Below are 14,812 nucleotides of genomic sequence, written 5' to 3'. Positions count from 1 at the left end.
ACAAGCCCCGCGTGTCAGAATGTTCCGGCAACAACAAGGAGCCGGGCATGCGCTGGTTGAAACAGGGATGGGTGATTGGTTTGGTGTGGGCGGCGCAGTTCGCCGCCGGGTCTGCCTGGGCGCAGCAGCCGCCCGAGCGTGTGCCACCGCAGATCGTCAAGCTGCCGCTGCTCATCGACAACAAACAGCTTGATGTTGTCACCCACGTCTACAAGCCCGAGGGCGAAGGCCCGTTTCCGTTGGTGATTTTTTCCCATGGGCGGGCCCCCTCGCGCGTCGATAGGGCCAGGCTTGAGTACCCGGTGCTGGTCGGGCACGCAAACTACTGGCTTCGCAAAGGGGTGGCCGTGGTGGCCCCGGTCAGGCCCGGCTACGGCGACACCGGCGGGGTGGACCGCGAAGACTCAGGTGCCCGCTGGAGCGGCAAGGTCTGCAGCGGCGACCCCGACTTCACGCGCGTGGCCAGCCAGGCCGGCAAAACGGTGGTCGCGCTGCACCAGTGGGCGCTGCAGCAACCCTGGGTGCGCAAGGACAGGCTGTTGCTGGAAGGCCAGTCGGTAGGCGGCATGACCACGGTGTCGGTGGCCGCGCTCAACCTGCCGGGTGTCATCGGCGCCGTCAATTTCGCGGGTGGCTCGGGCGGCAACCCCGCGGACTCGCCCACCAAAAGCTGCGGGCCCGAAAACCTGCGCAAGACTTACGGCGAGCTCGGCAAGCTGGTCAAGGTGCCCAACTTGTGGCTGTACGCCGAGAACGACCAGTACTGGGGACCCGAAGCACCCCGCGAGTGGCACGAGGCCTTCAAGGCCGGCGGCAGCGACACGCAGTTCATCCAGACGGGGCCGCTGGCCGGGCACGATGGGCATTCGCTGCTGACCTACGGCGGCAAGATGTGGTCGGTGCCGCTGGACGCCTTTGTGCGAAAGGTGGGGCTGACGGCGCCTTAGGCGTAAAAAAGCCCGGCGGGGCCGGGCTTTCGGGAGGTCGGACGCGCTTACAGCGTATCGATAAAGCTGCGCAGCTTGTCCGAACGAGAAGGGTGCTTGAGCTTGCGCAGCGCCTTGGCTTCGATCTGGCGGATGCGCTCGCGCGTCACGTCGAACTGCTTGCCGACTTCTTCGAGCGTGTGGTCGGTGGACATCTCGATACCGAAGCGCATGCGCAGCACCTTGGCTTCGCGCGGCGTCAGGCTGTCGAGGATGTCTTTCACCACGTCGCGCAGGCCGGCCTGCATTGCGGCTTCCAGCGGCGCGGTGTTGGCACTGTCTTCGATGAAGTCGCCCAGGTGCGAATCGTCGTCGTCGCCGATCGGCGTTTCCATGGAGATCGGCTCCTTGGCGATCTTCATGATCTTGCGGATCTTGTCTTCCGGGATTTCCATCTTGGCGGCCAGTATGCTGGCGTCCGGCTCGAAGCCGAATTCCTGCAAGTGCTGGCGCGACAGGCGGTTCATCTTGTTGATGGTCTCGATCATGTGCACCGGGATGCGGATGGTCCGCGCCTGGTCGGCGATGGAGCGCGTGATCGCCTGGCGAATCCACCAGGTGGCGTAGGTCGAGAACTTGTAGCCGCGGCGGTATTCGAACTTGTCGACGGCCTTCATCAGGCCGATGTTGCCTTCCTGGATCAAGTCGAGGAACTGCAGGCCGCGGTTGGTGTACTTCTTGGCGATCGAGATCACCAGGCGCAAATTGGCCTCGATCATCTCTTTCTTGGCGTCGCGCGAGTTGGACTCGCCTTCGTTCATGCGCTTGTTGATGTCCTTGAGCTGGGCCAGCGGCACCACCACGCGGGCCTGCAGTTCGGCCAGCTTGGTCTGCAGTTCCTGGATGGGCGGCACGTTGCGCGCCATCACCACCGACCAGGGCTTTCCGGCGGCGACCTGTTTTTCAACCCATTTCAGGTTCAGCAGGTTGGGCGGGAAGTCCTTGATGAAGACTTCCTGGGGCATGCCGCACTTCTCGACGATGATGCGGCGCAGCTCGCGCTCTTTCTTGCGCACGTCCAGCACCTGGCCGCGCAGCATGTCGCAGAGCTTTTCGATGGTCTTGGCGGTGAAGCGCACGGTCATCAGCTCGTCGCTCAGGGCTTTTTGCGCCTTCACATAGGTGGGCGTGCCGTAGCCTTCCTTGTCGTAGGTCTTGTGGACCTTCTCGAACAGGGCGGCGATTTTGTCGAAGCGGCTGAGCGCCTCTTTCTTGAGTTCCTCGAGCTTTTTGGTCAGGGCCTTGGAGCCGCCCTTGCCGTCGTCGTCGTCTTCCTCGTCGAACTCGTCGAAGTCTTCCTCGGCCACGTAGTCGTCGGCCTCGTTGGGGTTGGAGAAGCCGTCGACCACGGTGGAGATGACGATCTTGCCTTCGCGGATTTCCTCGCCCAGGCGCATGATTTCAGCGATGGTGGCGGGGCTTTCCGAGATGGCTTCCATCATCTTCATGAGGCCGCCCTCGATGCGCTTGGCGATCTCGATTTCGCCTTCGCGCGTGAGCAGCTCGACCGTGCCCATTTCACGCATGTACATGCGGACCGGGTCGGTGGTGCGGCCGAATTCGCTGTCGACGGTGGAGAGCGCCGCTTCGGCCTCTTCCTCGGCTTCCTCTTCGGTCGCGACCGTGGGGCCGGTGTTGTTCAGCAGCAGGGTTTCGGCGTCGGGGGCCTGCTCGTACACGGCCACGCCCATGTCGTTGAGCATGTTGACCACGACTTCCAGCGTTTCGGCGTCGACCAGCTTGTCGGGAAGGTGGTCGGAGATTTCGCCGTGCGTGAGGTAGCCGCGGGTTTTGCCGAGCTTGATCAGGGTCTTCAGGCGCAGGCGGCGCTTGAGCATGTCTTCTTCGGAGAGGACGGTTTCGTCCAGGCCGAATTCCTTCATCAGGGCGCGTTCCTTCGCCTTGCTGATCTTCATGCGCAGCGGTTTGACCTTCTCGGTCGTCTCCGCCACGGGTTCGCCGACCAGGTCGTCTTCAATGTCGGAGAGGTCCAGGTCTTCGCCGTCCTTGGGCGCGGCGGTGGCGCTCTTGGGCTTGCGGCCGCGCTTGGCGCCGGTGGCGGCAGGCGCGCTGCCGTCGGCCGCCGGGTTCTTGGGCGGGCGGCCGGGTTTCTTTTTCACGGGCACATCGGCGGGTGCGGCGAGAGGCTTGGATTCGGGGCTGGACTTGGTCGGCACGGCAGGAGCTTTCTTCAGGGGCAAATCGGAAATCGCGGATTTCGCGGTTTTCAGGGGGGCTTTGCTCACCGGGGCATTGGGTTTACCGGGTTTGACAGATATGGCGGTTTTTCCCGGCTTTTCAACCTTGCCGCTCTTGGCGGCGGGCTTTGCGGCTGCTTTGACTGGAGGCTTGCTTGCGGGCCGGGCAGCGGCTTTGGGCGCTGTCTTGGCTTTGGGCTTGGCGGCGGCTTTGGGCTGCGCGCTTTGCGGCTTCTTGGACGTGCTCGGCTTCTTCGGCTTGGCAGTAGGCATGGGACCTCCAGTTGTCGGAAAAATTGTTCTAAATATCTATCGGCTACCAGTAAACAAAAATGCGCCTTGGCGCCTGCGCAAAGCACAGGCACGGTGGCAAGGATTCAGAGTCAGGAACAAGAGGACGGAAAAACAGGCCGGGCAGCGCCAGGGGCACGTTTCGGTTTATTTTTCCGGGCAAGCTGTTTGGGCGAACATTTGGTGTGCAGTCCTTGCGGTATTCCCTGTGGGAAGTGGCCGTCTCATCTGTGAGTTCCCCGAAGTTTCAGGGTGGCCGGGCCGGAGGTGCTGCTGTCGCGCTTGCCGTCGAAAATCGGATTATACCCTGTTGCCTGTTTTTTGGGCGTTTTTTCACCCGCCAAAACAGCTATTTTTCGGCTGCCGGACCAGCCTAGCGGGCCGTGTCGGCAGGGGTTTTGAGGCTGGCAAGCAGCTCCAGGTAACGCTGGCGGGCGTCCGGGTCGGTGGCGGCGCGGGCGGCCAGATCGCTCATCTCCTGCTGGCGGCGCAGGCGCAGCAGCTGGTCCAGGATGCTGCGAACTTCGGTCCAGTCGCTTTCTATGCCTTCGGGAATCTGCGCGATCTGGGCGGTGGCGTGCCTTTCATAGGCATGGCCGCGCAGGCCCTCGCGCAGGGCCGCCCAGGGCTGGGGGCCGTGTTCGTGCAACTGGCTCTCCAGCCAGACGAAGAGCGGGCCGTGGGGCTCGGGCAGCTCGACCAGCAAATGGTGTTCTTCGGTGCTGAGCCTGTCCCAGGTCTGGGCCTCGGTCAGCAGCAGCCTGAGCACCCGGTCTTCGCGACTGGCCGGCAGTATCCGCCCGGCCACGCGGCGCGGCGCCCGGGCGCCGCTGCTGCGCTCGCCAAAGCTGCGTCCCGGTGCCGACGGGGGCGGGTAATAAGTGGAAGGCTCGGACGCGCCGTAATCGCGCTCTTCGGGGTAGTCCGGCGGGTAGCCACCGGGGTCGGGCATGTCCGCATGGTGAACCGGGGCGGGTGCGGCGTCTTGCCTGTGGCCCTTGCTTTGCCCACGCGGGCCGCCGCTGTTTTTGTTGCCGGACTTGTAGCCGCTGGAGGCCGGCTGCCACAGCTGCAGCAGTTCGCGGCTGTCGATCAGCACCTTGTCGGCGATCTCGGCCAGCAGCTGGCGTTTGAGGGCGCCGTCGGGCATCAGGCCCCACAGCGGGCGGGCATTGCTGGCCATGTGGGCGCGGCCCTCGGCGGTGTCCAGGTCACAGCCCTCGGCGGCGGCTTCGAGCAGGAAGCGGCTCAGCGGCACGGCCTTGCTGACGTAGGCGGCAAAGCCTTCCTTGCCGTGTTCGCGGATGTAGCTGTCGGGGTCGTGCTCGGCCGGCAGGAAGAGGAACTTGACGGTGCGCACGTCGGTGGCAAAGGGCAGGGCGGCGTCCAGCGCCTTGCGCGCGGCGCGGCGGCCGGCGCTGTCGCCGTCAAAACTGAAGACCACCGAATCGGTGAAGCGGAACAGCTTTTGCACGTGGTCGGCGGTGCAGGCGGTGCCCAGGGTGGCCACCGCATTGGCAAAACCCAGCTGGGCCAGCGCCACCACGTCCATGTAGCCTTCGGTGACCAGGGCGTAGCCGTGCTCGCGCAGGGCGGTACGCGCCTCGAACAGGCCGTAGAGCTCGCGCCCCTTGCTGAAGACCGGGGTTTCGGGCGAGTTGAGGTATTTGGGCTTTTCGTCTCCCAGCACGCGGCCGCCAAAGCCTATGCATTCGCCCTTGACGTTGCGGATGGGGAACATGACCCGGTCGCGAAAGCGGTCATAGCGCTTGGCCTCGCCGGCCTGGTTTTCCTCGCCGGGCTCGCCGGTGATGACCAGGCCGCTTTCGACCAGCAGCGGGTCGTTGTAGTCGGGGAACACGCTGGCCAGGCTGCGCCAGCCTTCGGGCGCGTAGCCCAGGCCGAAGGTCTTGGCGATTTCGCCCGAGACGCCGCGGCCCTTGAAGTAGTCGATGGCGCGCTCGGAGTTGCGCAAGGCCTTGATGTAGGCGGTGCCGGCTTTTTCGAGCACGCTGGTGAGCGTGGCCTGCTGCTCGCGCATCTGCGCGGCGCGGGCGCGGTCCTGCGGCGAGACGTCGTCCTCGGGAACCTGCAGGCCGTATTGCTGGGCCAGGTCCTTGACGGCCTCGATGAAGGTCATGCCGGCGTGCTCCATCAAAAAGCTGATGGCATTGCCGTTCTTGCCGCAGCCGAAGCAGTGGTAGAACTGCTTGGAGGGGCTGACGCTGAAGGAGGGCGATTTTTCGCCGTGGAAAGGGCACAGGCCCATGAAGTTGGCGCCGCCCTTTTTGAGCTGCACATGGCGGCCCACGATGTCCACCACGTCGGCGCGCGCGAGCAGCTCCTGGATGAATGATTGCGGAATAGCCATCAGGGGATTGTAGAAACAACAAGGCCCCGCAACGGCAGGGCCTTTTAATTCACGGGGTATCGGGTGGTTTAGTCACCCAGTACCAGCCCCTCGCGCCGCGGGTCGGCGCCGCCGAAGAAGCCTTCGGGCGTTTTCTGGATGGCCTGCAGGCCGCTGGTCATGGTTTGCTCGCGCACCTCGGCGCCGCGGCTGCGCAGCGCCTCGACGGTGGCCGGGGAGAAGCGTTTTTCCTCGAGGATGCTGGGGCCGTTGAGCGAGCCGAAGTTGGGCAGGTCTATCGCCTGCTGGGCGTTCAGGCCCCAGTTCAGCGTGCCGTAGAGCGTCTTGGCCGTGAAGTGGATGATGAGGGCGCCGCCGGGGCTGCCGCCGCTCATGACAAGCTGGCCCGAGCTCTTGTCGAACACCAGCGTGGGCGCCATGGACGAGCGCGGGCGCTTGCCGGGCTGCACGCGGTTGGCCACGGGCTTGCCTTCGGCGTCCGCCGGGGCGAAGCTGAAATCGGTGAGCTCGTTGTTGAGCAAAAAGCCGCCGGCCTTGCCGGTGCCGCCGTCGGTCATCAGGCGCGAGCCGAACTGGTCTTCAATCGTCGTGGTCATGGCGATCGCATTGCCGTAGCCGTCGATGATGCTGATGTGCGAGGTGCCGTACTCGGGTTGGTCGGGCATGGGCGCATACGCTGTTTTGACCGCACCGGGCACGCCGGGTTTGGCGGTCTTCATGCTGGGGCCGGTGGGCTGTATCAGCCTGGCACGCTCGCTCAGGTAGGCCGGGGCCAGCAGGCTCATCCAGCTACCGCCCGGCGGCTGCACGAAGTCGGGGTCGCCCAGGTACTGGCCGCGGTCGGCGAAGGCCAGGCGCGACGCCTCGGTGTAGAGGTGCAGCCAGTCGGCCGAAGGCGTGGGCGCGACCGTGCCGGGAACGCCGCCGCTGCCGGTGACCAGGCCCAGGGTGCTGGCCGGCGTGTTGTTCAGGATGCCGAGGATCTGCCCGACGGCAATCGCGCCCGAGCTGGGCGGCGGCATGCCGCACAGGCGGTAGGCCTTACCGGCGGCGCTGTAGTCGGTGCAGATCGGATCGCGCTTTTTGGGCTGGTAGCCGGCCAGGTCGGCCAAGGCCAGTTTGCCGGGGTTGCTGGCGTGGCCCTGCACCTTGGCGACGATGGCCTGGGCGACCTGGCCCTCGAGCAGCGCGCTCGATCCTTTGGCCGCGATCTGGCGCAGCACCTCGGCCAGGGCCGGGTTGCGCAGGGTCTGGCCCACGTTCACCGGACTGCCGTCGGGTTTGTAGAAGTAGGCGGCGGCCGTCGCGTCCTTCTTCAGGTGCTGCTCGCCCTTGAGCAGGGTGTTCAGGCGTGGGCTGACCTTGAAGCCGCCTTCGGCCAGCTGGATGGCCGGCGCGAACAGCTGGGCCCAGGGAAGCCGGCCGTACTGCTTGTGGGCCATCTCGAGCATGCGCACGGTGCCGGGCGTGCCGACGGAGCGGCCGCCGACCACACCGTCGTAAAAAGCCATGGGCTTGCCGTCGGCGCCGATAAAGAGCTTTTCATCGGCGGCCGCGGGCGCGGTTTCGCGGCCGTCAAAGGCCTCGACCTTGCCGCCGCTGGCATGCAGCAGGAAGGCGCCGCCGCCAATGCCGCTGGATTGAGGCTCCACCAGTGTGAGCACCATTTGCACGGCAATCGCCGCGTCGATGGCCGAGCCGCCGGCCTTGAGCACCTGGTAACCAGCATCGGTGGCCAGCGGGTTGGCGGCGGCCACGGCGAACTTCTTCGTGGCCCAGCCCGGCTTGGGCGTGAAGCCCGAAGAACCTTCGGGCTGCATGTACTTGGCGCCGCGCGCGACTTCGTCGGCCGGGACCTGGTAGGTGAAGGAGGAGGGGCTGCTGGCGCAGGCGGCCAGCAGCGCGGTGGCCGCCAGTGCCGGGAAGGCGTGTCTCATGGGATATCCTTGAATGTCGTAGTTGTGGCTTGTCGCGGGGCGGTAGCTTGCAGGCCCGCCGGCAAATATAGCCAGCGGCCCCGCGCCCCACAATGGCGTTTCGGAGAAATCACTCTTCCATGGAATTTGACAATCTCGATGCCTTGCGTGTGCTGCTGGCCACAGCGGAAACCGGCAGCCTCACAGGCGCGGGCAAGCGCTGCCGGCTTTCCACGGCCGCCGTCAGCGCGGCCATCAAGCGGCTGGAGACCTCGCTGGGGGTGCGCCTGTTCGAGCGCACCACGCGCGCGGTGCGGCCCACGGCCGAAGGCGCGGTCATGGTCGAGCACGCGCGCCGCGCGCTCGAGCTGGTGGCCGAAGGCCAGGCCAAGGTGCGCGCCGGCACCTTCGGCCTCACGGGCAGCATACGCATCACCGCCACGGCCATGCTGGCGCGCGAGATGCTCGCCTACTGGCTGGCGGAGTTCGCCGCGCTGCATCCCGGCATTGAAATCGACCTGCAGATCAGCGATGCGCGCGTGGACCTGGTGCGCGAAGGCATAGATGTGGCGCTGCGCAACGGACCGCTGATGGACTCCACCCATTCGGCGCGCCTGCTGGCGCCGGCCCGTCGCATCGCCTGTGCCAGCCCCGACTACCTGGCGCGCCGCGGAACGCCCATGCAGCCCTGCGAGCTCGCGCAGCACGACTGCCTGGTCTGCCACGTGCGCGAGCGCCGGCAGGACCAGTGGCAGTTCGAATTGCAGGGGGAGGCCAGCGCGCCTTTCCAGGTGCGCGTGGCCGGGCCGCTGGCCTGCAACGACGCGTCGATCGCGCTCCAGTGGGCGCTGGAAGGGCGGGGCATCGTCTACCAGTCCGAGATCGACCTCATGGCCTCGCTGGCCGGCGGCAAGCTGGTGCGCCTGTTTGAGGGCCACCTGGGCGAGCCGGCGCCGCTCTATGCGGTGGTGCCGAGCCGGCGCTATGTGCCGGCCCGCGTTAACGAGGTGATAGACAGGCTGTCGGCGCTGCTGACCGACAGGCTGGCCGCGCTGCATCCGCCCGCGGCCTGAACCCGCTCAGCGTGGTGCGAGGCGGATCGCGCCGTCCAGGCGAATCACTTCGCCGTTGAGCATGTCGTTTTCGATGATGTGTTTGGCCAGGCGCGCGTAGTCCTGCGGCGTGCCCAGGCGCGAGGGGAAGGGAACGCCGGCGGCCAGCGAGTCCTGCACTTCCTGCGGCATCCCGAAGAGCATGGGCGTGCCGAAGATGCCGGGGGCAATCGTCATGTTGCGGATGCCGTTGCGCGCCAGGTCGCGGGCAATCGGCAGGGTCATGCCGACGATGCCGCCCTTGGAGGCGCTGTAGGCGGCCTGGCCGATCTGGCCGTCGTAGGCCGCCACCGAGGCGGTGGAAATCAGCACGCCGCGCTCGCCGGTGGCTTCGGGCTCGTTTTTGCACATGGCGTCGGCCGCCAGGCGGATCATGTTGAAGCTGCCGACCAGGTTGACGGTGATGGCCTTGCTGAACAGGGCCAGGCCGTGCGCGCCGTTCTTGCCCACGGTTTTTTCGGCGGGCGCGATGCCGGCGCAGTTCACCAGGCCCATCAGCTTGCCCATGGCAACCGCCTTGGCCACCACGGCCTGGCCGTCGGCTTCCTGGCTCACGTCGCATTTGACGAAGGCGGCCTTGTCGGCGCCCAGCTCTTTGGCGATGGCTTCGCCCTTGTCGGCCTGCATGTCGGCGATGACGACCTTGGCGCCATTGGCCACCAGCATGCGCGCCGTGCCTTCACCCAGGCCCGATGCGCCGCCGGTGACGATAAATACTTTGCCTGCGATTTCCATGGTGTTCCTTGAATGAAAGAGTAGGGGTTAAAAGAAGTGTGTGGACGCCGGGGCCCGTGCACAAGCCCGGGCGACATGACGTTAACGTAAACGTCAATTATGGCGCATCAGTGGCGCATGAAAAAAGCCCGGCACCTTTCGGCGGCCGGGCTTTTGCGAAACAAGGGCGCTGGCGTGTTTTATTTGTAGCCGACGCGATCCAGCATCTGCTGCACCTTGAGCTGGTTGTTGCCCACGGCGCTGATCGGGATGGTCTCGGACTTGAAGCTGCCGTTGCCCGAGGGGCTCATGGCCTTGAGCGCCGGGTTGCTGACGCCCAGGCCCGGCACGGCGGGCCATTCGTTGTTGCCGTTGGCGAAGTATTCCTGCGCGCTTGGGCTGGCCAGGTATTCCATGAACTTGACGGCGTTGGCCGTGTTCTTGGCGTTTTTGGCGACGGCCGCGCCGGCGATGTTCACATGCGTGCCCCAGCTGTCCTGGTTGGGGAAGACCACGCCGACGCGGTCGGCCACAACTTTGTCATCGGGTGCGTTGGAACGCATGATGCGCGCCAGGTAGTAGGTGTTGGTCAGCGCGATGCCGCATTCGCCGCTGGCCACGGCCTTGATCTGGTCGCTGTCGCCGCCCTTGGGGTCGCGCGCCATATTGGCCACCAGGCCCTTGAGCCACTGCTCGGCCTTGGCTTCGCCCAGATGCTCGGTCACGGCGCCGAAGAGCGACAGGTTGTAAGGGTGGGCGCCCGAACGGGTGCACAGCAGGCCCTTGTTCTTCGGGTCGGCGAGTTTTTCATAGGTATCGACATCGGCCTTCTTGACCTTGAGCTTGTCGAATACCACCACGCGGGCGCGGGTCGAGAAGCCGAACCAGGTCGTGCCTTCAGCGGTTTCCTTGGCGCGCAGCTTGGCGGGAATGGCGGCTTCGAGGGCCGGCGACTTGATGGGCCGGAACAGGCCGTCCGCGTCGCCCTTCCAGAGGCGGGCCGCGTCGACCAGCAAAATCACGTCGGCGGGGGAGGCCGCGCCTTCAGCCTTCAGGCGTGCCAGGATGCCGGCGTCGTCGGCGTCCACGCGGTTGACCTTGATGCCGGTGGCCTTGGTGAAGTCGCTATAGAGCTTTTCGTCGGTCTGGTAATGGCGGGCAGAATACAGGTTGACCACCTGCTCCTGGGCCGATGCCAGGCCTGCCAGCAAGAGCAGCGACGAGAGAAGCACTTTTTTGAACATAACTTTCCACTTCCTTACAGGTATTTTTAAAGCCCCGCCATGATAAAGCAAATAAGAATCATTCTTGGCAGAGTCCCTGCGTTAGCCAAGCCTTCACGTGCGCCAGGCAGGCCCGCAGGTGCCTGCCTGGCCATGGCGATGCTGTTGCTGGCCGGTTGCGCCGTCATGCCGTCCGGCCCGGTTGCGACCGTGCCGCCGCCGGCCGAAGCCGCCAGAAAGCCGGTGCGTGTAGGGCTGGCGCTGGGCGGTGGCGCGGCGCGCGGTTTTGCCCATGTGGGCGTCATTTCGGTGCTCGAGGAAGCCGGGCTCAAGCCGCAGCTGGTGGTCGGCACCTCGGCCGGCAGCCTGGTGGCGGCGCTGTACGCCAGCGGCAAGACCAGCGCGCAGCTGCAGCAGACCGCGCTCAATATGGAGGAGGTGGCCATCACCGACTGGATGCTGCCCATCTTCGGCCGCGGCATGTTCCGCGGCGACGCGCTGGCCCGCTATGTCAACGACCTGGTGGCCAATCGCACCATGGAGAACATGGCGATTCCACTGGGCATCGTCGCCACCGACCTCAACAGCGGGCAGGCCGTGCTGTTCCAGCGCGGCGACACCGGCACGGCGGTGCGCGCGTCCAGCGCGGTGCCGGCTGTGTTCCTGCCGGTCAAGATCAACGGCCGCGAGTATGTGGACGGCGGCCTGGTGTCGCCGGTGCCCGTGCGTTTTGCGCGGCAAATGGGCGCCGATATCGTGGTCGCGGTCGACATCTCCAGCCCGCCGGAAGGCAATCCCGCGGGCGACACCCTGCAAATCCTGCTGCAGACCTTTGCCATCATGGGCAAAAGCATCAACCAGTACGAGCTCAAGGATGCCGACGTCGTCGTGCGCCCCTCGCTCACGGGCCTCAAGAGCGCCGACTTCTCGGCGCGGCAGCGCGCCATCGATGCGGGCCGGGCGGCCATGCTGGCGGCGCTGCCGCAGCTCAAGGCCAAACTCGAGGCCGCGGCGGTCACGGCGCAGAAATAGATGGAGAGCGCGCAGGCCAAAAAAAAGCCCAATCTTGCGATCGGGCTTTAAGGGGTCCGTGAAAATGAATTTCGGAAAGGACCCGAGGAGACAACTGGCTTGAAACCCTGTTCAGTCAAACAGGATTCGCGAAACAGGCTCCATGAACGGTAGCGCGCGAGGCGCTTCGATCAGCGCTTTTTGGCGGTGGTCTTGGTGGCGTTCACGGCGGAAGCTGCCACCGTGTTGAAGTTGGCTTCAGCGATGTCGCTGGCTTGCTTGACGGCCTTCTGGACCGACTCGAAAGCGTTGTTAGCGGCAGCGACGGCGCTTTTCAGCACAGCCACGGCGGTTTCGGAACCGGCCGGTGCGTTCTTGGCGGCGTTGTCGACCAGGCCGACGAATTTCTTCTGTGCATCGGCAGCCTGGGTTTCAAAGGTTTTGCCCAGTTCAGCGCCGGCGGCCGAAGCGATGTCATAGAGGTGGCGGCTGTAGGCGGCGGTCTTTTCAGCCAGGGGCTGGACCAGGCCGGCTTGCAGGGCCAGCAGTTCTTGTGCGTCTTTCACGCCCAGCACGGCTTGCGTGTGGTTGGCGCTTTCAGCCAGGGCGGCCTTGGTGGCTTGCACGTTCAGTTCGACCAGTTTCTCAACGCCTTCGAAGGCTTTGTGGGTCAGGCCAAACAGGGTTTCGATGTTGGCTTTGTGGGAAGCGAGGACTTGTTCAGCGGTCAGCATAATGAATCTCCAAAATAGGTTTAGGTGAGGGCAATGGTGTTGCTTTGCGCTGAATTGCTGCACTGCAACATAAGCCCAAGTATAGGGATTGCCTGCACCATTGCAAGCATTTTATGTTGCGGTGCACCAATTTAGAGGTCAAGCCCTAGGTAACGCTCTGAAACAGCGCTGAAAAGTACCCAAAAAGGACTACTCGAATCACCTGCATGCACCCATTTTTCTAAGTGTCCGGCTCAAGACCACAATGGCCTCAACCCCGAAATAGCAATACCTTCACCATCTTGCAAGCCTTTTACGCCGACAACTTTGTTTTGCCGCTGCCGCCCGGTCATCGCTTTCCCATGGCGAAATACCATTTGCTGCGCGACCGCCTGGTGAGCGAACGCCCGCAGGTGCGCATGGCGCAGGCGCCGGCCGCAACGGACGGCGAACTCGCGCTGGTGCATACGCCGGACTACATAGACGCCATCAGCCACGGAACCCTGCCGGCCGCGGCCCAGCGCGAGATCGGCTTTCCCTGGAGCCCGGGCATGGCCGAACGTGCGCGCCGCTCGGCCGGCGCCACCGTCGCGGCGGCCCGCGTGGCCATGGGTGCGCCGGGCCGGCCGGGGGAGGGCGTCGCGGCCAACCTCGCGGGAGGCACGCACCATTCCTATGCGCACAAGGGCGGCGGATTTTGTGTGTTCAACGATGCGGCCGTGGCTGCCAGGCTGATGCAGGCGGAATGGGCGCGGCAGCGCAGGCACGGGCGCAAGCCGCTGCAGGTCGCCATCATCGACCTGGACGTGCACCAGGGCAACGGCACGGCCAGCATCTTTGCCAACGACCCCAGTGTCTTCACGCTGTCGCTGCACGGGCAGAAGAACTTCCCTTTCCGCAAGGAGGCCAGCGACCTGGACGTGGACCTGCCCGACGGCTGCGGCGACGCGGCCTACCTGCAGGCACTGGAGCATGCGCTCGATGAACTCGAGCGGCGCTTCGAGCCCGGCTTGATCCTGTTCCTGGCCGGCGCCGACCCTTACGAGGGCGACCGCCTGGGCCGCCTGGCGCTGAGCTTCGACGGCCTCGAAGCGCGCGACCGGCGCGTCTTCGACTGGGCCTGGCAGCGCCGCATTCCGCTGGCCTTTGCCATGGCGGGCGGCTACGGTATCAATATCGACGAGACCGTGCAGGTGCAGATGAACACTTACACGCTGGCGCTTGAATACTGGGCACGCTGGAATCCCTAGCATTGCTGCTACATTGCCTGGGATTCGCTTCGGCGACCTCTGGACATAGAAAAGCAAAAACATGCCGCCGAACACCACCGATATTCCCGACCCTCCCGAAAAACCTTTCCTTGCGCGTGTCCTCGTCCTCGGTGGCACCGGCTTTATCGGCCGCCATGCCGTCGCGGCGCTGCATGCTTCGGGCGCGCAGCTCGCCATAGGCAGCCGCCACCCTGGGCGCCACCGGGCCGCATATTCCTTTGCCGACATGCGCCTTGCGCGTTTTGAACACTTGCTGCTGCCCGATGCCTGGGCCGCGCTGCTCAAGGATGTCGATGTGGTCGTCAACTGCGTGGGCATACTGCGCCAGCGGCCCAATGAGTCCTACGACCATGTGCACCACCGCGCGCCGGAGGCGCTGGCCCTGGCCTGCGCCAAGGCGGGCATACGCTTCATACACACCTCGGCCCTGGGTTTGCACGAAGGCGCCAAAAGCCGCTTCCTGTCGAGCAAGCTGCTGGGCGAGCGCGCCATCGCGGCATCAGGCAGTGACTACGCCATCGTGCGGCCCTCGCTGCTCGACGGCGAGGGCGGCTTTGGCGCGCGTTGGCTGCGCGGCCTGTCGCGCTCACCCGTGCATGGCATTCCGCGCGGCGCGCGCGGCGGCATCGCGGCCATGACGGCCACCGACCTCGGTCTGGCCTTCGCCGCCCTGGCGGCCATGCCGTCCCTGGCCGCCCACCGCGAGGTCGAACTGGGCGGCAGCCGCCGCTATGGCTATGCGGAATACCTGCGCGAACTGCGCGCCGACTACACCGACACCCGCGCGCTGCAGTTGCCGCTGCCCAACTGGGCGGCACGTCTGGGCGCGCATGCTTGCGATGTGCTGCATTTCTCGCCGTTTTCTTACGGGCACTGGATATTGCTGCAGCGGGACAACATCCCTGTGCCGAATCGCTTGCCCGAATTGCTGGGACGCGAGCCTCACGCCATCGGGTCAAAGATGCCCGCGAGCCCGGTGCGGCCCGCGCTGGCAAAATAAGGCCTC

At 65.4% G+C, this 14,812-nt stretch carries 11 protein-coding genes; 5 read left to right on the top strand and 6 right to left on the bottom strand.

Annotated features, from left to right (window positions below; all coding sequences use genetic code 11):
- Positions 1-47: 47 nt before the first annotated feature.
- On the top strand, positions 48-947 hold the full coding sequence (locus tag PMI15_RS11535; protein ID WP_007868563.1) for a dienelactone hydrolase family protein: 900 nt from the start codon (positions 48-50) through the stop codon (positions 945-947).
- 47 nt (positions 948-994) lie between these two features.
- Here the strand turns inward: PMI15_RS11535 and rpoD are convergent, their stop codons facing one another.
- The 3 genes from rpoD to PMI15_RS11520 all read right to left on the bottom strand — a co-directional run bounded on the left by rpoD (position 995) and on the right by PMI15_RS11520 (position 7,783).
- Entirely contained in the window at positions 995-3,457 is a 2,463-nt protein-coding gene (rpoD, locus tag PMI15_RS11530; RefSeq protein WP_007868560.1) for an RNA polymerase sigma factor RpoD, read from the bottom strand.
- 391 nt (positions 3,458-3,848) lie between these two features.
- Positions 3,849-5,846, bottom strand: a complete 1,998-nt coding sequence (gene dnaG, locus PMI15_RS11525) for a DNA primase (protein ID WP_007868557.1) — start codon at positions 5,844-5,846, stop codon at positions 3,849-3,851.
- A gap of 68 nt (positions 5,847-5,914) precedes the next feature.
- The gene (locus tag PMI15_RS11520) at positions 5,915-7,783 is read right to left on the bottom strand and encodes a gamma-glutamyltransferase family protein (protein WP_007868554.1); all 1,869 of its coding nucleotides are present in this window, start codon (positions 7,781-7,783) and stop codon (positions 5,915-5,917) included.
- A 119-nt stretch (positions 7,784-7,902) separates the two neighbouring features.
- Here PMI15_RS11520 and PMI15_RS11515 point away from each other — a divergent pair, with 119 nt between their 5' ends.
- On the top strand, positions 7,903-8,835 hold the full coding sequence (locus PMI15_RS11515) for a LysR family transcriptional regulator (RefSeq protein ID WP_007868552.1): 933 nt from the start codon (positions 7,903-7,905) through the stop codon (positions 8,833-8,835).
- 6 nt (positions 8,836-8,841) lie between these two features.
- Here the strand turns inward: PMI15_RS11515 and PMI15_RS11510 are convergent, their stop codons facing one another.
- Positions 8,842-9,609 carry a 3-hydroxyacyl-CoA dehydrogenase gene (locus PMI15_RS11510; protein ID WP_007868550.1) on the bottom strand — a complete coding sequence of 256 codons (768 nt, stop codon included), beginning with the start codon at positions 9,607-9,609 and terminating at the stop codon, positions 8,842-8,844.
- Positions 9,610-9,788: 179 nt separating this feature from the next.
- Positions 9,789-10,832 (bottom strand): Fe(3+) ABC transporter substrate-binding protein, encoded by a 1,044-nt coding sequence (locus PMI15_RS11505; RefSeq protein WP_007868547.1) that lies wholly within the window; start codon positions 10,830-10,832, stop codon positions 9,789-9,791.
- Positions 10,833-10,964: 132 nt separating this feature from the next.
- Here PMI15_RS11505 and PMI15_RS11500 point away from each other — a divergent pair, with 132 nt between their 5' ends.
- Positions 10,965-11,843, top strand: a complete 879-nt coding sequence (locus PMI15_RS11500) for a patatin-like phospholipase family protein (RefSeq protein WP_007868545.1) — start codon at positions 10,965-10,967, stop codon at positions 11,841-11,843.
- Between the two features lie 170 nt (positions 11,844-12,013).
- Here PMI15_RS11500 and PMI15_RS11495 read toward each other — a convergent pair whose 3' ends face one another.
- The gene (locus PMI15_RS11495) at positions 12,014-12,559 is read right to left on the bottom strand and encodes a phasin family protein (protein WP_036838593.1); all 546 of its coding nucleotides are present in this window, start codon (positions 12,557-12,559) and stop codon (positions 12,014-12,016) included.
- Between the two features lie 278 nt (positions 12,560-12,837).
- Here PMI15_RS11495 and PMI15_RS11490 point away from each other — a divergent pair, with 278 nt between their 5' ends.
- Both PMI15_RS11490 and PMI15_RS24030 read left to right on the top strand, forming a co-directional pair.
- The gene (locus tag PMI15_RS11490; RefSeq protein ID WP_036838557.1) at positions 12,838-13,785 is read left to right on the top strand and encodes a histone deacetylase; all 948 of its coding nucleotides are present in this window, start codon (positions 12,838-12,840) and stop codon (positions 13,783-13,785) included.
- A gap of 61 nt (positions 13,786-13,846) precedes the next feature.
- Positions 13,847-14,806: an NAD(P)H-binding protein gene (locus tag PMI15_RS24030; protein ID WP_007868539.1), complete on the top strand. Its 960-nt coding sequence runs from the start codon at positions 13,847-13,849 to the stop codon at positions 14,804-14,806.
- The last annotated feature ends 6 nt before the right edge of the window (positions 14,807-14,812 follow it).

It is taken from the genome of Polaromonas sp. CF318, assembly GCF_000282655.1.
Lineage (GTDB): Bacteria > Pseudomonadota > Gammaproteobacteria > Burkholderiales > Burkholderiaceae_C > Polaromonas.
Note: the sequence above shows the minus strand (reverse complement) of the source record. Positions and strands in the feature narration are given on the sequence as shown.